The organism is Lactobacillus sp. UCMA15818, assembly GCF_030400225.1.
Taxonomy (GTDB): Bacteria; Bacillota; Bacilli; order Lactobacillales; family Lactobacillaceae; genus Liquorilactobacillus.
In genome coordinates this window covers 84,376-108,897 of sequence record NZ_VJYB01000001.1, presented here as the reverse complement: position 1 = coordinate 108,897, position 24,522 = coordinate 84,376, and the positions used below count along the sequence as shown (strand labels likewise).

The window sequence follows — 24,522 nt, the reverse complement described above, 5'->3', positions numbered from 1 at the left end:
TTTTATTCTCCCATCTTTGAATACTTTTCTACAAGTTGCTCCAGTGGTACATAATCTATATCATAACCAAAGTACCGTGGCCCAACAGTCGCAATACCAACCTCTGTTCGCCATTTTGAATTTGCAGGTAGACCTAGCACGTTGACTCGCTTACCGTAACGTAATTCCTCATTTGTAACTGGAATTAGGGTGTCCACGTCTACTAAAGTAATTAAATCAGGAGCTGTAGCCAAAACTTGATCATTGACTTTAAAAATAATATTTTCATTTTGAAATGATACAGAACCGAAACTCTGCTCAAATGTACCAAATCCTTCTATTGTAACTTCGCCAAAATTGAAACCATCTTTTGTCGTATGATTAATATCAGTAATTTTTCCAGTAAATAATTTATAACCCTTCGTAATCTGCAATAGCTGTGTTAATGCAGCATCAACCGTTTCAAAATCACTAGCACTGTCAATTAGTTCACCGATTTGTTTACTTAAACTAATAATTCCTGTCACACCATTTGCAACCAAATCTTTACCATGAACCGCATCTCCCGCAACTGATGAAGTTGCTCCCATTTTAACAGTGATTGTCCGGATAATTTTCTCGGCCCAATTGGCATCAATGGTATTCACTAATGCATTGTTACCACGTTCATCGGTTATAACTATTGGTGTAACTGGATGTCCTGCTATAGCAAAGGTTGTCATCTGCAGCTCTGGAAATGCACGTCCCATACCATCTACATCAACAAGTGGAAGACCTCGACGAGCCGCGACCATGATTGGAATCATAGAATTAATACCACCGGCCTCAATTGGGTAAGTAGCATAAGCTTTTTGCCCATATGTTTCCTCTAAAAGAGGAAAAGCTTTATCATATTCATTTCCATTGGGGAATTTTTCTAATGAAACTGCGGGTGCCCCCACCATTGAAGCAGAAATTACTAAAGCATCTTCTGGTACGTCAGTTGGCTCAATTAATTGAACTGGCCCTTTTTCACGAACAGCTGAAATTGCCATTAAAGTGCCCACATATGGATTTCCACCGCCTCCAGCACCTAAAAGAGACGCTCCTATTGCAATATGTTTAATATCATCAATGTTAATCTGTGTCATAAATAAACCTTCTAACTTTGTATTAATAGATTTTTGATAACCATAATAATCGGTGTATGGTCCGTTTATAAAGAAGTACATTTCTAGATTTTAGAACAATCTTTTTTATCTCTTATCAAATATTTTCATACCAACGTAATAGACAACACTTGATACGATTAATACTGTAAAGGATTGTACTCCCCATGTCACAAAATATCCCGTAGCTGCTCCGGCAATCCAAGCTACTAATGTTACAGGATGCATGGTTTCTGTGTAACTGGGCAATGTTCCAGTCCGACGCGATTCATCTAAAATTTTACGACTTCTCTTCAGCACATAATAATCAATAAAAATAATTGCGGCTATTGGTGGAAACACAATACCTAAAATTGTTAAAAACCCTGCAAATTTATCAATAATTCCCAAAACCGAAGCTATGGTTCCAAAAATTCCAACAACTAATGTTACACCACCACGATTGAAATCAATTTTAAATACCTGTTTAAAAAAATTAACAAATCCTAAGCTAGCCGAATATAAATTAATATCGTTGATCTTTAATGTTGACGTAATGACCAATAATATACCTAAGCTACCAGTCAATTCGTAGATAATTGGCAAAATTTCTTCTGTTCCAGTTGCGTGAGCCATCAAGACTCCTAAAACATTTACGCCTAATTCTCCAATTGTTGTACCAACAACAGTAACCCAAAAAACATCTTTCCCACTTTTAGCAAACCTTGTAATATCGGGCATTATGATAGCACCGATGATAAAGTTTCCTGTTACTAAAGTAATAGCAGTCGTTAATGTTAATTTTGCACTAGGAGCAGCCATAGAAACCAGAGTGTTTAAGCTGTGTCCTTCTAACATATTAACTGTTGCCATGATTATCATTACTAAGAACAAAGGTAGCGAAATAACGGTCGTCCAAGCCAAGCCCTTAAATCCAAAAATAACTGAAAGTGTAACCAATAAGCCAGTTATTGTTGCTACCACACCAAAGGGCCAATGCTGACCCGAAATAGTAATAATGCCTGCAGCAAAATTTGAATTCTGAATACCAAACCAGCCGATAAGACTAATAGCAAATGCAACGCCCACCAATGCAGATCCAACAGTACCAAAGCCCGCCCACTTAGCTAAAAGGCTTGTTGGTAGACCTTCTTTTTGTCCTGCTAGTCCCAAGTAAAATGCAATAACCTCCAAAATCACACTACCTAAAATTGTAGCTATGACTGCTGTTTTAAAGTCCAATCCATAGCCGAGTTCGGCTCCCAACATGAATTGACTTAAAGCGACAAAGCCACCAATCTGAATGGCTAAAACCTGCCATAATGGTTGTCGCTTATCCATCGGAACACGACTTAGTGAAAAATCATCTACCTGCGCAACAACTTTTTGTTCTTCTTTATTCATGGTGAAAACCCTCTTTCTCAAATTTGGAGAAACAAAATAAATTAATTATAATATTCCAGCGTTTCTCATTACATTTTTATAATCCAATTCCATTTTGTTTGCAATTGTTTTATTTCCAAATTTTAATCACGAGTCGAATAAAGGCGTTATCAAGGCACTAAGTTAAATATTAATTGTTCATTGCTATCTAATAAGCAACTAACTATTCCATTTTGGAATTCCACTTTTTACTAATTGATTTGTCATTACAAATTCCCAAAATAAATTAGCAGGCCTTGAATGATCCACTTGCCGTTGTCTAACTAGTACAACCTTTCCACCTTCTAAATCATTAAAAGGAACTAACTTTAGTTGGTGCGTTTCTTTATCAGGTATTATACGTTTAAGTAAAATAGAAACTCCCATATTTGAAGAAACCGATGACAGAATCATATCCAAATTCTGACCAATATATAAAATCTGAGATTCGGCAAAGTCTTTTTTTAAGACATTTAAAATAGGATCAACTTTTTTTGTACTCCAGTCCAATAAAAAAAATTTTTCATTCACTAGATCTTTGAAATGTAATTCAGGATAAGTTGATAGCGAGTTATTCCTGTTGACCGCAACTACAAATTCTTCGAACTCTCCAGCGAGTGCTTCATAGTTTAATAAACTAATGCGCTCATTCATTTGATGGAAAAATAAAAAGTCAATTTTCTCTGGAGAAATATCTTTTTCCCAATCACGCATGCTGGATTCTTGAAAGCGGACCTCTATAGCCGGGTATTTCTTTTGAAATTCTTTAATCACTTGAAAAATATGATAGTTAACAATTGATGGAATTGTAGATATTGTTATAGTCGGATGAGCTTCCTCCATCTGAAGTAATTCATATTTCATTTGGAATTCCTGATCAAGCATTTTTATAAAGTAATCAAAAACTAATTTTCCTTGTTCATTTACTACGACACCATTATTATTTCTTTTTACCAATGGTCCAAATTTCTTTTCAAGAAAAGCAATATATTTTGAAACAGTACCTTGACTCATAAATAATCTTTCAGCTGTTTTTGTAAAACTTCCCGTAACACATAAGGTTAAAAAAACTGCAATTTGTTTTTCAAACATATCTTCCTCCACTAGTTAAGTAATTAATTGTAAAACTTATACTTTGTATTAATAATGAGTAATTTTATCATATTTTTGTTAGACAATACTCATTAAGAATGAAAAAGGCAGAAATAAATTTCAAAAAATAGTCATCCGAAATTTTATTTAAAAAAAACTTGATTTATTTAGTAGAATTTGATGACTTTTTTTATTTTTAATTGTTTCAGTTTTTACTGCCTTATTTCTCCAATTATTTATCTAGATATGGTATGTTGAAGTTGAATTCAATTGTTCTTTTGAACTTTATCTTATTTTCTTGTTACCTGAATTATTAAAAAGGAGGAATACACAATGAAGTCAATTTTAACTATTTTGCAGTTACAATATGATTTAATTGAAAAAGAGCTGATCCGCTATCAAAATAATCCTTATGATGCTGATCAAACTCATGATTTGCGTGTTGCTATCCGTACTTTACGTAGCTTATTCAAATTTTTAAAGCGAGATTTTGCCCCCAATACCTTTGTTGATATTGATAAAAGTCTCAGTAAGGCAGCAAAAGTTTTCAATGACTTACGAGAATTAGACGTGTTGATTGCTAAATCTAGTGAATTTGCCTATAATCATCCTGAAAAAAGAACTGATTATCGTCACTTTTTCCAAAGTTTTTATAACAAACGAAAAAAAGAAATGCTTAAAACTTTGACACCGACAGTCCAAAAAGAAATAATAGCCAACCTTGCCCAAGTCAAAGATCAGTTGAAAACTCTTGATTTTAATGAAGAAAACGATTGGAACAAATATATTTATCAAGAATTAAACCGGCGGGAAAAGAAACTATCCCAACTCTATGATGATTTGGACTTTAAGGATTATACTCGTGTACACCGTATTCGTAAAAAAGCTAAAACTTTAAGATATTCAGCAACTTACTTTATAGAGTTCGCCCCTAAAAAAGCCAAAAAGATTAGCAAGAAAGCTAAAAAAATTCAATATGTCTGTGGTAACATCACTGATGCACATGTAAATTATGGCTTATTATGTAATTTTGCTGCCCAAAGCAACAACCAGAATGATAAAAAACTGCTGTTGCGTATTGCTCAAGTCCAACAGAAAGTTTATACCAACTAAGATTAAAGAGAAAATTAACTACAAGGGATGATGTGTTTTAGTATTAACTGTAGTGGTAAACAGCGGGATTGAGTCAAAGCTTATGTTTTGGCTCATTTTTTATAGTCTATCGTTTTTCCATATTAACGCGTTAGTGGCAGTCCGCCTTTTTTCTCTGACTAATCAATTTAAAAACTACAGATGATTATCATTATTTTTCAGTCAAAAAATCTGAAAGTAGTAATTAAAGATTAGAATTATGCATCCAAGAACTATTCCGCTAATAAAGCAAGACGTCGAAGCACTGTCTAAATCATAATCCTCTTCAAATTTGTTGATTAACATATTTTGCATAAATAGTAAGCTAACAACCTAAAGAATATATTTGCCAATATTTTTTAGGTTGTTAGCTCTTTTTACTTCAGATTGATCTTCAGCGTTGAAGTAAGCTATTTTAAAATTTTTTAGCCCCATTTTTCCGAATACTCCCCTTTTAAGCATGTTTCCAAGTGGATTTCGATAATGTAGTTTATAAATAAAACGAGGCGTACCCATAACTGTTAAAATTCTAATTTTTGTATCTAAACTTAAAATTTGGCGTTGTCCATCAATTTTTATTATCTGACCCTTACAAAAGACTTTATCGATAAAGCCTTTTAACATGGCAGGCATTACTTCCCACCAAACAGGAAAGATAAAAATTATTTCATCCGCTTTTTTCAATCGTAATAGATAATTTTGACTTTGTTCATCTACATATTCTTTAGTACGCCAATTTGTTAACCCCTGCTTATCTATAACAGGATTAAAATGGTCTGCTTGTAAATCTATAAGATCAACAGTATGATTATGTGCTTTTAAGATATCAATGGAATTTTTGGTAAGCGCTGCTGAGTATGATCTTTTATGTGGGATATTTTCACTTGATTTCAAAGTATACGGATGGTCAAGTACAATTACTACATGCATATTAATTCCTTCTTTACATTTTTATATTCCTTGGAATATAATGATAATAACAGTAAAAGAAAAAGCTGTCAATTTATATTCGGAGGAATATATATGTCGGAATTAAACCCACTATTAAAGCAGATTGATAATGAATTACATCGATATTTAGCATTTGATAATACAAAGAAAGTTCATGAACATTTATTAAAACATGCTACTGAAATAGCCTTAAGTGAAGTAATCTCTGATGTTTCTGTGACTGATTTAGACATTTTAAATCTGATAGCAGCTCATTCAGAAATTAGAATAAAAGAGCTAGTTGAAACTGTCTACTTCCCTCAAGGAACAGTTTCAAAAATAGTTAATCGGTTAGTAAAAAAGAGATTGGTAAAAAAATATCACCACACCGATAATAAAAAAGATGTGTATTTAAAATTAACTGAATCTGGTCAAACTTTGGCTATTTTACATGTACAGTATCATAAAACAGAGAATCAGAAACTAAATAAAATAGGCGCAAGATTTAGTAATAAAGAACTTGCAAGATTTGCAGAAATGTTAACGGAAATTAATGAGTTACGTGAAAAGTAACAATCGAAAAAAATTCTTACGGTTGGGCTAATATTTTATGAGTATCTGACCTTCTAATAATGAATTAATTTTGACAACTTTTCAGAATAAATTTACATTATTATTACCCGCAACCATCTTTTAGACAATGAAACTAAAGTGAGCATTAGTCTTTCCTAAAGTTACGCCATTTTTTTTGAAAAACTATTTGTCTGATATTAATTTCCATGACCAATATAGAGACAATTATTAAGGTTCCCCCAATTAACAAATTGTAGCTTAATTCTTCGAAACCAAGGGTAACTGAAAATAAACTGCCAAATAATGATTCAGTCATTAAAATAATTCCCGATGAAGTAGCATCAGTATACTTTTGACCAATTACTTGTAATGTTTGTCCCCCGAAAGAAGCTAAAACACCTAATACTATTACTGGTATTAGTGCACTTGACCAATTTATACTGCTATATGACGAGAATTCAAAGCTTAATGACCATAACCCACTAGCGATTACTTGAACTATGCCCAGCAAAAATGAAATTACAAATGGATCCACATCTGCGACCTTGTCACTAAAGTAAACAATCTGTAGTGCATAAAAAAAAGCTGCCAACAAGGTTAAGCTATCACCAATATGAAAAGAAAAGCCGGTATTAATTGTACCAGTTAAAAATAGTGTCCCTAAAAAACAAATGATAATCGCTAAAATACTTTTATATTTTGGGAATTCTTTATTAAAAATCCAAAGTACAAAGGGAATCATAACAATATAAGTTGCAGTTAAAAAAGCACTATTACTTGGAGTAGTAAACTTTAAACCCAGTGCTTGTAATTGATAGCCTAAGAAGTTGATAATTCCTGCAAAAACACCTATCCTTAGATCCTTCTTTGTTAATTTATGTAATCTTTTTCTAAAAAATATATAAATTAGCCCCGCAAATATTGCTCCTCGTAAGGTGTTGATTACACCCGAAGGCATATTCCCCTTAAGAGCCATTTTAATCAAAATATAGCTACTTCCCCAAATAATTGCAGTTAAAAGTAAAATTAAATTAGCTTGCCATTTTTTCAATTTCATAGTTCCCTTCTTAAAATAAAATAGCTCCCAAAATCAAAGTATTCTCGTTCACTTTGAGGGAACTTTTAAAAACTTTTCATAATCTACACACTATATCTTAGCTAACTTTCTCAATGACCAGCGTAACAGTAAAGGTGCTAATAATGTTGCAATCACTATTACAAAAATAATATCAATATACAGATTCTTATCAAGTAAATGTGCATTGAAGCCAATTTGAGCCGTGATTAAGGCCATTTCACCACGGGCAATCATGCCTGTTCCAATCACCCGACCACTATTTCTATCAAAACCTGCTACTAGCGAACCCATTTCACCACCTAACCACTTAGTTAGGATAGCAAGAGTAGTCATAATAACAATGAAAGGCAGTGAAACAAGAAAATTATTAAATGAAACACTTAACCCAATGCTAACAAAGAATACAGGTACAAAAATTGCATTACTAATTGGTTCGATATTAGTATTAACAATTTTTTTAGTAGGTGTTTGCCCGACAGCAATCCCTGCAAAAAAAGCGCCAATTGCACCAGATAGACCAACTACTTCAGCTATGTAAGCCATTGACAAGCAGATAATCATTGCTGAAATAGTTCGACTGGTTGGAATTAGTAATTTAGTACTTAAATACATGATACTTGGGGCAATCCAACGAACAAGAAGGAAAACGCCTGCAAAAAATAGACCTTGCAAAACTAACTGTAATAAAATATTCTTGGGACTTTCTTGGCCACCAGTTCCACTATTACTGCCCACAATAGCTATCATTAAACTTAATAATAAAACACCTAGAATATCATCAGCAACTGCTGCTCCTAGAACAGTTGCCCCTTCTTTACTGTTTAATGCTTTAAACTCTCGTAGTACAACTACAGAAATGCTGACAGAAGTAGCGGAGAAAACAACGCCAATGAATAATGCTTCTTGAAAATGATACCCAAAGCAAAAACTAGCTGTACCCATTACAATTACAGGCAGTAAAACACCCGACAAAGCGACCGCTAGAGCAGGTTTAAAATATTTTTTGAGTTGCTGCATGTTGCTTTCTATACCAGCCATAAACATAAGTAAGATTACACCTATTTCAGCAAATTGTTCAATGAGATCTGTTGGATGAATAATGTTTAAAACACCAGGACCAATTATTATACCAATCAATAGTTGGCCTAAAACCGCAGGAATTCCGACTCTTGCGGTTAAATGTCCGGCAAGAGTAGTAAATAATAAAATAATAACTAAGGAACCAATAAATGACATACAATGCACTCCAATCAAATGCCAGCAGTGTTAGGAAAATATATTACTCAAATTCTACCATTTTGTCTTTTTTGACTCCAATCTAATAGCCTCTCTAACGAATTATTATACAGATAGTCTTACTAGTTTAAAACTGAAAGCTCATGTTTTATTTCTGCTATATCTTCCACAGGAGCTAACAAAATTAACCTATCTTTTGGCTTTAGTATTAAATCACCCTTCGCAAGAAGTTCAGAATTATTGCGTAATACTTTAATCAAAATCACGTTTTGTGGCCATCTAATTTCTCTGACTTCTTTATTATTTAACTCACCAAGTGGAGATACAAGAAATTCAAAACTTACAAGTCTTGAATCGATATGTTTTAATTCATGTTTTAAATCAATTCTCTTGGAAAGTGATTCATAAATTGGTGCCCCTCCCAAAATATCGACCATTAAATAGGCAACTAATGAAACGAAGGCTAATGATAAAAGATGAGATAGTGAACCAACCATTTCTGTTATTAAAATCACTGCTGTAAAAGGTGCCTTACTGATACAAGCAAAATATCCAGCTAATGAAAAAATTATAATATTTGGCAAATATAATGCTGAAATTAGATTACACATAATCATTAATTTTCCGGCAATTAAACCAATTAATGCACCTAAAGTCAATATTGGCATAAATATTCCACCAGGTGCCCCAGAACCAAAGGAAATTGCAGAAAAAATGAAGCGAATTAAAAGAAAAGCTATCCCAACTGATAAACTGATTTTAGTTGTAGACAAAACTTTAATTAAGTTTTCCCCGCCTCCCAATAATTGAGGATAAAAAATTCCTATAGGAAGAATTGACATTAACATAACGATAATTTGATTCTCTCTCGGAATTCGTCCAAGAAAATTATAAAGAAAATTTACATTTAGTGTTGCTTTTTGATAGAAATACCCTAAGATACCTAGAATTAATCCTAAAATTAAAAGAAGCCAGTAATACCTTAATGGGAAACTATTCTCATAATGAATATACAGTACAGGTCTTAATCCGAAGAATTGATCAGCGACCATATCTGAAATTAGGCTTCCGCTTAGGGCTTCTATCCAGAGTATGGAAGAAAAGCTGTGTGATATTTCTTCAAGAACAAACATTGTGCCAGCTAAAGGAGCCCCAAAAGCGGCTGATAAACCAGAAGCAGCTCCAGTTGCAACAAGTAAGCGCCAATCGTTGTCAGTTAGTCTAAATTTTTCAGCATAAATTTGTCCGACAGCTGCACCTAATTGAACAGATGGACCTTCACGCCCCAGAAAACCGCCAGTACCTATAGATAAAGAACCTGCAATGAATTTTGATACCAGAATTGAAATAGGATTCAACTTCAATCTATCAATTAATTGCAGTTCAACCTCAGGAATACCAGAACCCATTATATGTGGATTGAACTTAATAAACTGACCGATTATAAAAGTTAATATTATAAAAAATATAATGATTAAAATCAGTCCTGAAATGCTAGTTCCAGCAAAATGATATAGTTGTTTCCATATAACTAAAAGATTGTTAATTGTAAAACGAAAGAAACTTATTATAATGCCAACAAACAACCCAACAAGTAAACCTCTTTTTACTGCGATAAGTCTTGTCATCTAACAAACCCTCAATACGGCAATGAATTTTATAAAATATAATTTTATTGTACATCAAAATTTATTAATAAATATGGGTATTTCCTCAAGTTTCTATATTTCGAGAAATAAGATTAGATTACAGGGAGTTACCACGCCTTTTATCTACTTTTTTATAGATTGCTCATATATTTTTCCAATAAACTATTCCCCAATTTAATAATGTCAATTTTCCCATTGCTAAAACACCAAGTAAGTATAACTCCACGAATGATAGATTCAAATTCTTGATAAGCAAGATTATTATTACTAAACCTATCCGTGATTTTTTTAATTTCATTTGAAAATATTCTTTTTTTTGAATGATTCCCAGGCGTACTCATGTTTGCTTGAAGATTTGCTACAAAAGCAATTGTGGTTACTTCAAGGCCAACTTTTTTTGCAAAATCTAATTCAAAAATTCCAATTTTTAAAAGTGTTTTTTTCCAATCCAAATTTAGTTGTATAACCTTCTGAATTTTATTACACATGTAATTATTGAAATCTTCATAATAAATAGCGCTAATAATTTCTTCTTTTGATTTGAAATGAACATAAAAAGTTCCTGTAGATACATCTGCTTTCTTAGCAATATCTGAAATTTTTGTTTTTTCGACACCAGTGCAATTAAATAATTCAATTGCGGCTTGAAATAAATTTTTTCGGGTTTGAATTTTTTGCTGAGCTCGTTTCATACGAATCCTCTTTTGACATTATTTTATTTATATTATACACTGAACGAGTTCATCTAAAATATAATAATCCTAGGAGTGAGTGCTTTGTTTTTCTTTAGTCTAACTTATAAAAAACCTTTGACAGAAGTTGAAAAATTTTTGGATAATCATAATGAGTACCTTGACAAGTTTTACAAGGAAGGAAAGTTTATTTTTTCTGGAAGAAAAAATCCGCGTACAGGAGGTGTTATTCTCTGTAATGCGAATAATTTAGAGGAGGCTAAAAATATTTATTATAATGACCCCTTTTATAAAAATGGAATAGCCAATTATGATGTTATTGAATTTCAACCAACAAAATTTAATAATACGTTCGAACAACTAATTAATAAAATATGAGAATTAGCTAATTCATAAACCGAAAAAGTCACTCCTTAAATATACATGGAAGTGATCTTTTTATTTAAACTTAACTACATTACAGGCAACTTATTTATCTTCTAAAAATCAATCTACAGATAATGTATCACTAGGAACAAAAAATATAAAGCCATTGTCACTATACATGTTTATCTTTTTTCCAAATACTTCCGAGTTGTATTTCGTGTTCTAATAATTATTTTTCATTTCAGTTAATGCCAGAGATCTATAATTGAAAAAATTAGCAACATTGAAATAAAGGCGTTAAAATATTTATAGTACTTTAAATATGTCTTGCTAATTATTTGTCCAAAGAGAGTCCAAGTAAATGTTCCAATACTTCCAATTATTACCATTAATAACCAGCGTACTGGTATGTCGCTTAGGAAATTATGAATTGTAAACGCACTTAATCCTGTAACAAAATATAAATACACTTTAATATTCGTAATTTGTATCAAAAACCCTGTGTTAAAATTTCCAATATCACTTTTAGATTGATAAGGTTTACTGGTAAAGACATGATATGCCAAATAACCTAAGTAACAGCTTCCTATTACTTTCATTATAAATATAAATGAAGGAGTTCTTTGAAACCAACTTGCAAATAGTGCGGTGATAATTCCAATTGTACAAATTCCAAACAACATACCAAAATTCAATCTAAGACTATTCATGAAACCTCGTTGTTGTCCTGATACCATAGCCATGATTGTATTGGGACCTGGAGTAAAGGACATCACTACGACAAATAAAAGAAAAGCTAACATTTAAAAATTACCCCCTGTAAAATAAAATTGCATATGCAATTAGTTTAATTGGTTTGACTTTATCACATAATAATTGCATATGCAATGAAAATAATTTAAGGAGTTATTCATTATGTTTAAAATAATTAGAAATATTGGCAAAATTACCCGTAGTCTTCAAATTAAGAGTAATAAGCAATTTCAAGCTGTAGGTTTGGGAAATAATTCCTTTATTTATTTAATTCGTGTTTGTGAAAAACCAGGTATGTTTTTGGGAGAAGTAGCTGACAAATTAAGTATCGATCGAACAACTGCTTTTCGTACTATTAAAAGATTAGTTGACACAAATTACTTAAGATTAGAAGTTGATAGTACAGATGGTAGATTAAGGAGAGTATTTCCAACAGATAAAGCAAAAAAAATATATCCTGAATTACATAGTTTTGAAAAGGACAGTTCTGAAAAACTATTGAGTAATTTAACTTTAGAGGAACAACAAACACTATTCCAATTGTTAGAAAAGTGTAGCAACAATATTTAAATGATCTAAAAATATAGTTTAAAATAATGGACTTTAGAGATGTGTAATTAAAAAACAACTCTCCTTCAATGAGTTGTTTTAGAAATGTTAGGCTACTCCTAATATCTATAGTGGTTATTATAAATAAAAATCCCTGAAGTAATTAATGCGACTATCCCACCACAAATGACAGAAAGCCAAATATATTTAGGAATTATTAATATAAATAGCAGACTAAAAGCTAGAAACTCTAGGAGAAAATAGATTAATAATCTTTTTTTCGAGATTTTTGGTTTGTCTTCAACTGCAGCAGTCACCTTTTGGGACAGGATTGAAAGAGAAATTACACCAATCATGAAACTAACCCACAAAGGATTCTGAAAATTAATCATTTCTCCGTAATTCTTAAAAGATTCGTACATTAAAACTATAAGAATAAAAGAATTTTCAATTATGAATGCTGTTTTGAAATCCTTTATTAATTGTCCTTTGAGCCTTTCATCTTTAACCTTCTTCACGTTCAAATTTCTCCTCATTTAACCAGAAAACTTCATTTAGTGTCTTATCAAGTTTGTAACAAATTCTTAGACAAAGACTGATTGATGGATTGTACTCTCCTTTTTCAATCAGACTCATTGTCTGACGAGTCACATCTGCGGAAAAAGAAAGTTCCTTTTGAGACAAACCTGCTTCAACTCTGAATACTTTTACCCTATTTTTAAGCATAGATGATAGCACCTTCTTAAGTAATATATATATTACCTAAATGGTGAAGTAAAGAAAAAATAAATATTTGTTTTACCCCCTAAACCCCTAAATTATATTCTGCTAAACAAAAACCCACTGTTCAATAATTCTAACAGTAGGTTTAATTTAACCTTATTTATTAACTAATAAACATCTTGAGCTAACAAGGCCGTTTGGATTACCTTGCCTAATCGTTTGATTCCCTCTTCAATCTTATCTTCCGACATGTTGGAATAATTTAAACGGAAAGTTCCTGGCTTTGGATGTTCACTGTAGAAAGGCTCTCCCGGAACAAAAGCCACTCGTTGTTCAATAGCTAAATCAAATAGAGCTTGAGTATCTTCGATTTCCGGAATTTCTACCCAAATAAACATTCCACCTTCTGGATAACTGCATTTTGCGTTCTTAGGAAAGTATTTTTGAATAGCTGACATCATTAACTGTTCTCGTTTTTGATAAAGATTAGAAATTAATTTAATATGTTCATCGATATCAAATAATTCACAATATTTAGCAACAATGTACTGTGACAAACTATCAGTATGTAAATCCGCTGATTGCTTCATCATTTTGTATTTATTAATCAGTGATTCATCAGCGACAATCCACCCTAAGCGCATACCTGGTGCCAAAATCTTAGAAAAGGTCCCCATGTAGATTACATGCCCAGTTGGATCTAATGATTTAACTGATGGGATGTTTTCACCCGCAAAGCGAACTGCACCGTATGGATTATCTTCAAGCACCATAACATCATATTTATCCGCTAACATTGCCAATTTTTTCCGACGTTCTAGAGACATTGTTCGTCCGGTCGGATTTTGGAAATTTGGAATTGTATAGATTAACTTAGTTTCAGGATGCTCACTTAATGCTTGTTCCAGATGATCCATCCGCATACCATCATCATCCATATCAATGCCAACAAAATTCGCACCATAGGATTTAAAAACATCTACGGCACATAAATATGTTGGACTTTCAACAATGACTGTATCGCCAGGATCTATAAATACCTTTCCTGTCAAATCAAGTGTTTGCTGTGAACCAGTAGCTACCATGATATATTCAGAGCTTGTATTGATACCCTCTAATTTCACCCGCTCTGCAATAATTTTTCTGAGTTCTGGAATTCCCTGAGAAGAACCGTATTGGAGTGCAACTTGCCCACGTTCACTTAAAACCTTATCCGTTGCTTGAGCAATCTGTTTCACTGGAAATAATTCTGGGGCAGGTAGCCCACCTGCGAACGATATAATATCCGGTCTTTCGACAACCTTTAAAATATTCCCAACGGGATCAACTTCGGTCTTTGGTACACGACTTGAAAAATGATACTTCATGAGTAACCTCCTCTAGTTTTACTAATAGAAAGGAATATTTTCTATTAATTTAATTGCAACTAGATTAATGGTATCTCAAAAAAAAGGATTAGTAAAATTCATTTTTGTCATATTAACATAAATAAGTTTCACCATAGATACAAATATCGGTCTTAAAATATTAAGTTGTACCTTATTCTTTCTTCTTTATTTTATAATTTGAATGTTTGATATAACAATGTTGCTATGATTTATTTGGAAAGAAAAAAATATAATATGGCTTCAAGTGCATAATCTACACAGTATGTTGTTGTGACCCAGCTTAGTAGCACGGGCACAATTACTTATAGAAAAATGGTTGACAAGTATGGGCTTTATTGCAATGGAAAATTTTGACTTATAAAACAAGTTTACTCGTAATAATAAAGGGTCAAATCAAAAGTTAAATTTCGACTTGGCCCCGTGATTAGTACTGACACTTTTGGAAATGTATCTAGTTTTGAAATAAGATATATCTCAAAAGTTCTTTTTTAATATTGTCTAATCGCTTTTTGAAATACTTGCTTATCTAGCTGCTGTACAGCTTTAACGTCTTCTAATGGGTTTGAATCTAAGACGATAAAATCTGCAACTTTTCCTTCTTCTAGAATACCATATTCATCATCTATCTGACATAATTTAGCAGAATTGATTGTCGAACATTGATAGGCTTCAAAGGGAGTCATACCTAATTTTGTCAACAATTCGAATTCAAAGGGAGTCTTGTCGTAACCATTGAACGGACTGCCTGCATCTGTACCACAAGTGAATTTAATCCCTTTTTCAAAAGCTACACTAAGATTCTCAAAGGTATCGTCTAAAGCATCTGCCGCCTTTTTTAACTCCCAATCAGGCAATATATTTTTACCAAATTCTGGAATCAGCGTTTCTGCCAAAAGAGTTGGTGTTAAGTATGTTCCTCGCTCTAACATTAACCTAATATCTTCATCATTAACATAAAAGCCATGTTCAATTGAATCAACTCCTGCTAAAATAGCGTATTTAATTCCAGGATTTCCTTCAGCATGAGCAGCAACAGTCTTTCTTTTATGGTGAGCTTCAACAACTGCAGCTTGCATCTCCTCAATTGACAATTGAGGATCATTCATAAAATCACCAGGCGACATAACACCACCAGTAGCCATAACTGTTATACAATCTGCCCCATTACGAAAGGCTGTTCTAGTTGCCTTTCGTACTTCATCTGGCGAATCAGTTAAAAATGATACATTTGGACCATCTCCATGGCCACCGTCATACTGATAGCACGTCCCGACGTAATCATATTTGGAATTTTGCTTATTCGTCCAGCTTTTTGCGATTTTTTCAACTTTATATCAATATCATAAGCGCAGCCACATTCTCTGATATAAGTAACCCCTGATTTCAATAATATTTGTAGATTTTGGTAGGCTTCAACTGCAATTTCGGACTCAGATCGATTAAAATTACCATCGAAACTATCCGGATCACCACTAATATGTGTGTGCACGTTAATTAGGCCGGGCATAACATATTTTTGTTGTAGATCAACCATAACATCACTTTTTTCAGGATCAGAATTTCCTAGAGATAAGATTTTCCCAGTGAGAGTATCTACTTTAAACCAAGCAGATTCTTGGATTAGATTGTGTAAGCCATCGAATAAATTAAAGTTAAAAAAGGTTTTAGTTGCCATTATTAATTTCAGCAGTATTATTTATATTTCTCTGTGGTAACTACTCAACAATTCAGTTCTTGACTTAAAAATTTGGTTACTCAATCTTATTTAAGATAGACTTTTGAAGAGCCTTTGCTAAACCATCAGAGTCGTTTGTATCAGTAACATAGTCTGCATGTTTTTTAGCTAACTCAGAACCATTTTTCATTGCAACAGCTAATCCTGCAAAGTTAAACATGGGAATATCATTTTTTTCATCCCCAATAGCCATTACTTCATCTGCATTTATGTTTAGAATTGATGAAATGTCTTTTAAAGCTTGCCCTTTGTTGACAGAGAGATTCATTATTTCAAGAAAATTTATGCTTGAACGCACAATATAAAGTTCTTTAGCGAAAGTTTGTACAACTAATGGTTCAATTTTATCTATTAAATCTTTTTCGCCAACAAAAAGCCCTTTAGCAATTTCAAAATCCGCTGGCATCTCTGCGGGAGTTCGTATAAAGATTCCCGCATTGTTTTCCCATGCTTGTATAACTGTCATCTTATTTACATTTTGATTAGCTGTATAGATTGCACTCATATTATCAAGAACATTAAAAGGAATATCGTGTTTTTGACCAAAATCAGTTAATGAACGGTAATGTGCATTGTCAACAAGTCTAGTATTAATGATATGACCGGCTACTGACTCGATTACTGCCCCATTATATGTAATAACATATTGCTCATTACCTTCAATCCCCAAATCATTAAGATAATTCTTAACTCCTGCTAATGGTCTTCCTGTACACAGAACCACTTTGATGTTATGTTCCATTACACTCTTAACAGCATTGATTGTACTAGATAGCAATTCTCCCTTTGAATTTAGTAATGTATCATCTATATCAATGGCGACTAATTTGATAGACATGTTCCTCATTCCTTTCACTTATAGTAATCTGACAGCTTGAAAATGATTATTAATTAATTAGAAATGTGTTTCAAGATTATCTTATCAATACCCTATCATAATACCTGGTTCTTAAAGGGACATTATTGAAACCAGTTAGTGTCATTTTATTGACTTAGCTACTGAAAAACGTACGCATCTTTGTTCGCGAAGATTGAGTATGCTATAATTTCGACATCATATATTATTTTGACATTTCAAAAATCTGGACTTTTTAAGCGAGATGATTAAACTTGACTATTCAATATGAGAACGTTCAATTTACACCTAGACTGCCATTTAAATACTATGAACATGATGCAACAAAAGGTGTTAATGTTCCTCCTCACTGGCATCATGGAATTGAAATAAACTATTTGGTGACTGGCACTGCATTAAAGTTTGTAACAGATGGGGTTACAAAAGAATATCATCCAGGTGATATATGGGCGATCAATCATCGTGTTATTCATAGTATAAGTGGTCCTTCAAAGGTAGATTGGTTAGAATTTGGCTTAATCGTGGATGATAGTGTCCTGCAATCATCATTATTAAGTAGTCCCAATTGGCAGATTAATTTGCAAAATGAAAATTTGTCAAAATCAACTACTGCTGCATATGAAGCCTTGAAAAAGCACTTTATAGCAATTCATGATCTTATCCATTGCCAGACAAATGACGTTATAAGAATGAAAATTTTAAGTCATTTTTTCATGGTATTGGCAATATTAGCTGAATCTTTTACAACTCCTATGATTGAACAAGATATTAATCCAAATTCTTTGTTGGTTGATACAGTTATGAATGTAATTAATGAGGACTATTCACGACAAATAACGGGAACTATGATTGCTTCACAATTTCATGTTTCATTGACAACACTTAATCAACAATTTGGCTATACTGTACAAATGTCTGTAAATAAATATATTCGCTTAGTTAGGTTGTTAAATGCCAGACGTTTACTTCTGGAAACAAATAAAGCAGTTAGTTATATTGCTGGCGAATGTGGCTTTGCAAGTGATAAAACATTTTATCGAAATTTTAAAGCATGGAAAGGAGTAACACCTAGTGCTTATCGTAGAAAATATGCTAAATACCATAAAAATGATACTAGGTACTTTTAAAGCTGGCCTTTAAGACTATTCTAAATATGTTAATTTATATCTTGTAATTTATTTTTTATAAGGAGGTTTTTATATTGAACGAACGAGAGTTAATGATCGCAGGAGAATTATATAATTCAAGTGACGCAGAATTGGTGCAGATGAGGATGAAAGCAAAACAATGGACTTATCTATATAATGAAGTTATACCAGTCGATCAAGGTCAAGAGCGTAGCAAGTTACTTAATTCAATGATTGATTGTCCAACACAAGATGCTTACATTGAGGTACCGGTAAGAATGGACTATGCTTCAAATTTGCATATTGGAAGCCACTTTTATGCAAACTATGATTGCATATTTTTGGATGTTGCACCAATTAGGATTGGTAATCAAGTTATGCTAGGCCCGAGGGTTTCACTCTATACTGCTGGTCATCCAATAGATGCAGATGTACGAAACAAACAACTTGAATATGGACATCAAATTACGATTGGTAATAATGTCTGGATTGGTGGAAATACAGTAGTTTGTCCAGGTGTTAAAATTGGTAATAATGTTGTCATTGGTGCGGGTTCAATTGTGACAAAAGACATTTCTGATAATACTGTTGCTGCGGGAAATCCTGCAAGAACAATTCGCAAGATTACTAATGAGAATAAAATTTATTGGGAAAATAAACAAAAGGAATATTTAAAGAGAGAGACAGATAAGTAATTTTATTTTAATATAACCAAATTACTTCTAGTTACATTTTATCTTCCAGTCTACGAATATCTTAATAAATAAAGGGACTGAATCAAAATTTTAACTTTTTGAATCAGCCCCGTATTTTTAACTAATCAGTAAATTTTTTCTCACTTTAATACAAGCATTTTTATAAATAAGGTCGTGTAATTGAATCTTTTGAATTTTTTAATTCCTTATAAGTACCAGAGAACATGACCTTACCCCCGTTCTTTCCTCCCTCAGGTCCCATCTCAATTAACCAGTCAGCCCTGCGAATGACTTTAAGACTGTGTTCAATAATAACAACAGTATTTCCGTTTTCAATTAATTTAGCAAAAAGCTGTAATAGCCGATCAATATCTCTTAAATGCAATCCATTCGTAGGTTCATCAATCATATAGACACTACCCTTTTTTTGTAAAAAGCTTGAGAGTTTGATTCGCTGCAATTCTCCACCGGATAATGTTTTTAGAGATTGATTCAACTTCAAATATCCAAGACCAACATCGCAAATAGCCTGTAGACCAACGGAGATTTTAGGCTCTTCATTAAAAAAACTCAGTGCTTGACTAACTGTCATTGATAACACATCAACTATTGTTTTTTTATTGTATTTATACTGTAGAACCTCACTGGCATAACGGGTACCACGACATAATTCACATTCTGATACAACATCATCCATAAAGTACATGTCATTGACAATGACCCCTTTGCCCTTGCAGTGTGGGCAGGCTCCCTTTGAATTATAGCTGAATAGTGCCGCACTGACTTTGTTTGCTTTAGCGAATAGCTTCCTAATATCATTAAAAATATCTAGATATGTCATTGGTGTTGATCTAAGACTGATACCAATATTTTTTTGTGAAATATTGATAACATCAATATTTTTTTTCTCAAGTTTTAACCTAATAATCTGTGCAAGCGATGTTTTTCCAGAACCAGCTACACCACAAAGTACAGTTAATGAGTTTAGGGGCAACTTCAAAGAAATATTTTTTAGTGTATTTAAGCTTTGATTTTCAATTGAAAACCAATTATTAAATCTATGCGTATCATTTTTTTCTATCTGTTTTTCGCGTAATGCCAAACTTGTAATAGTATCTGCATGTTTAAAATCATCATATGTTCCGGCAAATTGAATTTGGCCGCCAGCCTCACCGGGTCCGGGGCCAACATCAATAATATAATCAGCTTTTTCAATTAGTAAGGGATTATGTTCAACTAAAATAATCGTATTACCTTGTTTTTTTAAAATATTTAAACAATTATAGATTCGTTCAATATCTTTAGGGTGCAGCCCTGAACTTGGCTCATCTAAAACATACATGACATCGTTCAAGGAACTTGTAATATGCTTAGCGATTCTAATTCTTTGTGCCTCACCACCTGACAATGTATCAGTACTTCTTGCTAAGTTCAGATAACCTAAACCAATTGTAGTCAATGCATCTAGACGCTTAACGATTTGTATAGTAACATCTTCGACCAGTGAACTATTTAAACTTTTGATAAAAAGACTTAGCTCGTCTATTGGCATGGCAACTAAATCACTAATATTTCGACCTTCAATCTTGCAGCTAAGAGACTTAACATTAAGTCTTGAACCATTGCAGGCGGGGCATACCTTAGTTATTACAAAATGGTCAAGTTGTTTTTTGTGACGCTTTCCCTCAGCAGTATTTATGATACTTCTTTTAATTCTAGGTAATATTCCTTCGTATAAGGCTGTTTTAGGCCATTTTGCAGGAGGTGCTGTTAATTTTTGCTGTGGTGCATAAAGTAATAAATCTAATTCTTCCTTTGAATAATCTTTTATTTTTTTATCCAAATCAAATAAGCCACTGTATGCATATCTTTTCCAACGCCATGCATCATTGCCAAAAGTCGGGAAATTAATTGGATCTTCATTCAAGGATTGGTTGAAATCAACTAGATATTGCAGATTAATATCTTTTATGAAGCCCAAACCATCACAAACTTCACACTTACCCTGAGGGTGATTGAAGGAAAAAACATCGGAGTAACCAACAAAGGGCTTGCCTAATCTTGAAAAAAGCAGTCTTAAAAAGGTATATATTTCAGTATATGTACCAACAGTTGATCTAATATTGCCAGACATTTTTCTTTGTTCAATTGGAATGGCTATCGGAAGATTGATAATATCGTTAACTTCTGGTCTACCATATTTAGGCAACATATGCTGGATGTAACTTGAAAAGGTGTCATTTAATTCGCGTCTTGATTGTGCGACTAACGTGTCAAAAACCAAAGTCGATTTACCAGAACCCGAAACACCTGTAAACACTGTTAATTGATGTTTTGGCACCTTAACAGAAATATTTTTTAAATTATTTTGATAGGCATTTGAAATTTCAATCCATTCATTGTCCACTTTATTACCCTCTTTCTCTTATGCCTAACAGAACCATTGCGATGTTATCATTTATTATTTTGATAATCAAAGAATTCTCAATGAAATAAGACCACTTACTTTATATGTAAAATTAAATAATATTTAGTTTGAATGGTTCTAAAAGAAGTTGTTGTACTTGTGTGAATTTAACAGTAACTCGCATAGAACTTTACTATTGTCAGATGTTTATTTTTATTGATAGGGATTCCCATACGTAGCGCAATATTTGTAAAATCCAAGTTCATGCAAAGCAAGAGCTTTATCAATTTCCACTTCTGGAAGAAAGTTGACTAATTTCAAAACTAACTTGGTAAATTCTAAAGTTGCTGTACCATTTGCAGTTACTAAATTATTATCTATAACTGCTTGTTTCTTAATGAAATCACCTTGGTTAGTATATTCAGAATAATTTTGCCATAAATATTGTGAGTTTCCTGTATGTTTATAATTTCTTAACAAACCATTCTGCGCTAAAAAGTCCACTGCACCACAAATTGCAGCCACTGGTTGTTGCATGTTAAGTTGCTTAACAATTAATTCTCGCAATTCCTTATTGCTTATTGACCAGGAATTTCCTCCAATCAATACTAGCAAATCGATTTTTTGCGGAATTTCTGTAAGAAGATAATCTACATTAGTCTTAAAGCCACCAATTGAAGTTACTTGTGGCTTAATCGAAGCAGTAGAGACACACCAATTTGAACTTTGATTAAGTTGACTGGCAAGATATGATCCTTCCCAGTCAGCATACTCATCTAAAATTAAAAAAATTGCAGTTTTCACTTTAAATCCTCCCTTAATTTATCATAGACAAGCTTAACATGCTAATAAAGCGAACACAAGTTCTTAAGAGTGTACAGTAATAGCTAGTAAAAAAAATATAATTAAGAAATTACAAAATTGTACTTGACAACTTTGTATTATTTTTATAAACTTCTAGCTAATGATAACGGAATACACGAAAGACAATGCGTAGAAGAGTAATTTTCGGGATAATTTTAAGAGAGTCTCTATTGGTGCAATGAGGCAGTTAAAACGAAAATGAAAGTAAGCTACAAGTTGTAACTATGATTTTTAATTGTAGTAGTTACTGGGATTGCGCCCATTACAGCAATGGAGTATCGCTTGAAATCAAGTCGTACTCTTTGAGTCAATCATTGCGAAATGAGTGAAAATAAAGGTGGTAACACGTGAAGACGTCCTTAACTGTAAAAACAGTTAAGGGCGTTTTTTTGCTATCAGAAAATGACATAATAATACATAATTTCTAAGGAGGAATACACATGGATAATTCAGAAAAATTATCAAACAAGCAATATATTATTTTAGCATCACTACTATTCGGCATGTTCTTTGGTGCGGGTAACTTAATCTTTCCAATTCATTTAGGACAGATGGCAGGTCAAAATTGGGGACCTGCTGCAATTGGCTTCTTAATCTCTGCAATTTGTCTACCTCTGTTATCAATTTTGGCAATCAGTATGACTGAAAGCAATAGCATGTACGATTTAGCTCTTCCTGCTGGGAAGAAATTCTCACTCTTTTTCTTGATCTTGACCCATGCTTCGCTAGGTTTGCTAATTGCAACTCCGAGAACTGCCACAGTAACATTCGCAATTGGGATTCAACCATTCATCCCGAAAGCTTGGGGGCATATGGGATTATTACTTTTCTCCTTACTTTTTTTCGGTACTGTTTGCATCCTTTCTTTTAACGAAGGAAAAATTACTCGCAATGTTGGTAAAATTCTTAATCCACTTTTTGTCTTACTTTTGGCGATACTCTTCTTCATCGCATTCTTTTTGAAAGGCACTGATTTGCGAAGTGTCTCATTACTACCAGCTGCTGGAAAGGGAACCAGTTCCTTTATTAATGGTTTTCTTCAAGGATACAATACAATGGATGCACTTGCTGGGCTTGGTTTCGGGGTAACAATTGTTGCAGCGTTAAAGCTTTTTGATCAACATCAAGAAAAAGCACGTTCACGTTCAGTTGCAAAAATTGGTATTCTGACCATGGGGTTCGAAGCTTTAATATACATTTTTCTAATTGCTTTAGGTGCTTCCAGCTTGGTATATACTAAAATGAGTGCTGCTGGGGGTAGTGCTTTCACAACTATTATGGAGCATTATACAGGCCTAGCAGGTGCAGCAATTTTAGCAGCTTTGACTTTGCTGGCATGCTTAACAACAGCAATCGGACTAATCACTTCACTTTCGGAAGATTGGGGACGTCGCTTCCCTAGGATTGGTTATCATCGCTTTTTGCTTACGTCAACACTTATTTCCTTCTGCATTGCAAACTTCGGTTTGGAACAGATTATTCTTTATTCTTCACCAATCCTTAGTTTCTTATACCCATTAGCAATTGCTTTGATTATTCTTGGAATATTAAACCCATTTATTGGTCGAAACTCATTTATTTACCGTTCAACTATTATTTTAACAATGATTCCTGCCATTCTTGATCTCATTCATAATCTCCCACCGATTTTTTCAAAATTACCATTTATTACAGATATTAATTCATGGGCGACAGCTAATATTCCACTTTTCGATATCGGATTAGATTTCTTGCCGTTTATGATTATTGGTCTTTTGGGAAGCTGGACTAGAGAAATATTTCAAGGAAGTCTTAAAGAAAGCAACAACTAAATAATACTAGAGTAGTAGATTATTTTAGTTAGTCTGGTTGATATTTTACTTTAATGCTCAACAACACTTGTGAAAGCAATTTTGTAATTTCAATTTATAATATAGATTATGTTTTGGTAAAAGAACCGGTATGCACTAACCCAGTGAAAATTTTTAGAAACCAAAAATATGAAGTATTTAAATTCTAAAAATATTGACTTCGTTCTGAGATTAGTTCTGGTATTAATTGGTGAAAATCAGTTAATATCAGAATTTTTTGTTCTATAATGAAAATGAGATTTTGAATCCATACTTAAAAAAACTTTCTTTACTTTTTACGCACAAATATAATTTAAGATT

General features: G+C 32.9%; 22 protein-coding genes, 1 pseudogene and 1 other annotated feature. Of the genes and pseudogenes, 7 read left to right on the top strand and 16 right to left on the bottom strand.

Going from position 1 to position 24,522, the window contains the following annotated elements:
- Window positions 1-2: 2 nt before the first annotated feature.
- The 3 genes from FFX44_RS00505 to FFX44_RS00495 all read right to left on the bottom strand — a co-directional run bounded on the left by FFX44_RS00505 (window position 3) and on the right by FFX44_RS00495 (window position 3,620).
- Window positions 3-1,109 carry a DUF917 domain-containing protein gene (locus tag FFX44_RS00505; RefSeq protein WP_003689106.1) on the bottom strand — a complete coding sequence of 369 codons (1,107 nt, stop codon included), beginning with the start codon at window positions 1,107-1,109 and terminating at the stop codon, window positions 3-5.
- Window positions 1,110-1,214: 105 nt separating this feature from the next.
- Window positions 1,215-2,510, bottom strand: a complete 1,296-nt coding sequence (locus FFX44_RS00500) for a cytosine permease (protein ID WP_289976824.1) — start codon at window positions 2,508-2,510, stop codon at window positions 1,215-1,217.
- A 198-nt stretch (window positions 2,511-2,708) separates the two neighbouring features.
- Window positions 2,709-3,620 (bottom strand): LysR family transcriptional regulator, encoded by a 912-nt coding sequence (locus tag FFX44_RS00495; protein ID WP_289976822.1) that lies wholly within the window; start codon window positions 3,618-3,620, stop codon window positions 2,709-2,711.
- Between the two features lie 333 nt (window positions 3,621-3,953).
- Here FFX44_RS00495 and FFX44_RS00490 point away from each other — a divergent pair, with 333 nt between their 5' ends.
- Window positions 3,954-4,733, top strand: a complete 780-nt coding sequence (locus FFX44_RS00490; RefSeq protein WP_289976820.1) for a CHAD domain-containing protein — start codon at window positions 3,954-3,956, stop codon at window positions 4,731-4,733.
- A gap of 351 nt (window positions 4,734-5,084) precedes the next feature.
- Here the strand turns inward: FFX44_RS00490 and FFX44_RS00485 are convergent, their stop codons facing one another.
- The gene (locus tag FFX44_RS00485; protein WP_289976818.1) at window positions 5,085-5,681 is read right to left on the bottom strand and encodes an NAD(P)H-dependent oxidoreductase; all 597 of its coding nucleotides are present in this window, start codon (window positions 5,679-5,681) and stop codon (window positions 5,085-5,087) included.
- A 93-nt stretch (window positions 5,682-5,774) separates the two neighbouring features.
- Between FFX44_RS00485 and FFX44_RS00480 the strand changes: the two genes are divergently transcribed.
- The gene (locus tag FFX44_RS00480) at window positions 5,775-6,254 is read left to right on the top strand and encodes a MarR family transcriptional regulator (protein ID WP_289976817.1); all 480 of its coding nucleotides are present in this window, start codon (window positions 5,775-5,777) and stop codon (window positions 6,252-6,254) included.
- Window positions 6,255-6,399: 145 nt separating this feature from the next.
- Here FFX44_RS00480 and FFX44_RS00475 read toward each other — a convergent pair whose 3' ends face one another.
- From FFX44_RS00475 to FFX44_RS00460, 4 genes are all read right to left on the bottom strand, one after another.
- Window positions 6,400-7,311 (bottom strand): DMT family transporter, encoded by a 912-nt coding sequence (locus FFX44_RS00475; RefSeq protein ID WP_289976816.1) that lies wholly within the window; start codon window positions 7,309-7,311, stop codon window positions 6,400-6,402.
- 90 nt (window positions 7,312-7,401) lie between these two features.
- A complete protein-coding gene (locus FFX44_RS00470; protein ID WP_289976815.1) occupies window positions 7,402-8,568 on the bottom strand; it encodes a cation:proton antiporter in 1,167 nt (388 codons plus the stop codon).
- A gap of 122 nt (window positions 8,569-8,690) precedes the next feature.
- Complete coding sequence (locus FFX44_RS00465) at window positions 8,691-10,196, bottom strand: ClC family H(+)/Cl(-) exchange transporter (RefSeq protein WP_289976814.1); 1,506 nt, start codon at window positions 10,194-10,196, stop codon at window positions 8,691-8,693.
- Window positions 10,197-10,348: 152 nt separating this feature from the next.
- Window positions 10,349-10,909, bottom strand: coding sequence for a TetR/AcrR family transcriptional regulator (locus FFX44_RS00460; protein WP_289976813.1), 561 nt, complete (start codon window positions 10,907-10,909; stop codon window positions 10,349-10,351).
- Window positions 10,910-10,993: 84 nt separating this feature from the next.
- Between FFX44_RS00460 and FFX44_RS00455 the strand changes: the two genes are divergently transcribed.
- Entirely contained in the window at window positions 10,994-11,287 is a 294-nt protein-coding gene (locus FFX44_RS00455) for a YciI family protein (protein ID WP_289976811.1), read from the top strand.
- A 233-nt stretch (window positions 11,288-11,520) separates the two neighbouring features.
- On the opposite strand, the gene FFX44_RS00450 is transcribed toward FFX44_RS00455, so the two are convergent.
- Window positions 11,521-12,078 (bottom strand): LysE family transporter, encoded by a 558-nt coding sequence (locus FFX44_RS00450; protein WP_289976809.1) that lies wholly within the window; start codon window positions 12,076-12,078, stop codon window positions 11,521-11,523.
- 112 nt (window positions 12,079-12,190) lie between these two features.
- On the opposite strand from FFX44_RS00450, the gene FFX44_RS00445 reads away from it, so the two are divergent.
- A complete protein-coding gene (locus FFX44_RS00445) occupies window positions 12,191-12,598 on the top strand; it encodes a MarR family winged helix-turn-helix transcriptional regulator (RefSeq protein WP_289976807.1) in 408 nt (135 codons plus the stop codon).
- Between the two features lie 98 nt (window positions 12,599-12,696).
- Here FFX44_RS00445 and FFX44_RS00440 read toward each other — a convergent pair whose 3' ends face one another.
- From FFX44_RS00440 to FFX44_RS00420, 5 genes and pseudogenes are all read right to left on the bottom strand, one after another.
- Window positions 12,697-13,095, bottom strand: a complete 399-nt coding sequence (locus tag FFX44_RS00440; protein ID WP_289976806.1) for a hypothetical protein — start codon at window positions 13,093-13,095, stop codon at window positions 12,697-12,699.
- Window positions 13,082-13,303, bottom strand: coding sequence for a helix-turn-helix transcriptional regulator (locus FFX44_RS00435; protein WP_289976805.1), 222 nt, complete (start codon window positions 13,301-13,303; stop codon window positions 13,082-13,084). The genes FFX44_RS00440 and FFX44_RS00435 overlap by 14 nt, the downstream gene beginning before the upstream one ends.
- A 164-nt stretch (window positions 13,304-13,467) precedes the next feature.
- The gene (locus tag FFX44_RS00430) at window positions 13,468-14,667 is read right to left on the bottom strand and encodes a PLP-dependent aminotransferase family protein (RefSeq protein ID WP_289976803.1); all 1,200 of its coding nucleotides are present in this window, start codon (window positions 14,665-14,667) and stop codon (window positions 13,468-13,470) included.
- 509 nt (window positions 14,668-15,176) lie between these two features.
- Window positions 15,177-16,363 (bottom strand): annotated as a pseudogene (locus FFX44_RS00425) (amidohydrolase family protein).
- Window positions 16,364-16,439: 76 nt separating this feature from the next.
- The gene (locus FFX44_RS00420; protein WP_289976801.1) at window positions 16,440-17,261 is read right to left on the bottom strand and encodes a Cof-type HAD-IIB family hydrolase; all 822 of its coding nucleotides are present in this window, start codon (window positions 17,259-17,261) and stop codon (window positions 16,440-16,442) included.
- A gap of 272 nt (window positions 17,262-17,533) precedes the next feature.
- Here FFX44_RS00420 and FFX44_RS00415 point away from each other — a divergent pair, with 272 nt between their 5' ends.
- Both FFX44_RS00415 and FFX44_RS00410 read left to right on the top strand, forming a co-directional pair.
- Complete coding sequence (locus FFX44_RS00415; protein WP_289976797.1) at window positions 17,534-18,406, top strand: AraC family transcriptional regulator; 873 nt, start codon at window positions 17,534-17,536, stop codon at window positions 18,404-18,406.
- Window positions 18,407-18,480: 74 nt separating this feature from the next.
- Complete coding sequence (locus FFX44_RS00410) at window positions 18,481-19,101, top strand: sugar O-acetyltransferase (protein ID WP_289976796.1); 621 nt, start codon at window positions 18,481-18,483, stop codon at window positions 19,099-19,101.
- A gap of 160 nt (window positions 19,102-19,261) precedes the next feature.
- On the opposite strand, the gene FFX44_RS00405 is transcribed toward FFX44_RS00410, so the two are convergent.
- The gene (locus FFX44_RS00405) at window positions 19,262-21,508 is read right to left on the bottom strand and encodes an excinuclease ABC subunit UvrA (protein WP_289976795.1); all 2,247 of its coding nucleotides are present in this window, start codon (window positions 21,506-21,508) and stop codon (window positions 19,262-19,264) included.
- A gap of 213 nt (window positions 21,509-21,721) precedes the next feature.
- On the bottom strand, window positions 21,722-22,312 hold the full coding sequence (locus FFX44_RS00400; protein ID WP_289976793.1) for a type 1 glutamine amidotransferase family protein: 591 nt from the start codon (window positions 22,310-22,312) through the stop codon (window positions 21,722-21,724).
- 176 nt (window positions 22,313-22,488) lie between these two features.
- Window positions 22,489-22,736, top strand: a binding site (T-box leader).
- A 76-nt stretch (window positions 22,737-22,812) separates the two neighbouring features.
- Here FFX44_RS00400 and brnQ point away from each other — a divergent pair.
- Window positions 22,813-24,183, top strand: coding sequence for a branched-chain amino acid transport system II carrier protein (brnQ, locus tag FFX44_RS00395; RefSeq protein ID WP_289976791.1), 1,371 nt, complete (start codon window positions 22,813-22,815; stop codon window positions 24,181-24,183).
- The last annotated feature ends 339 nt before the right edge of the window (window positions 24,184-24,522 follow it).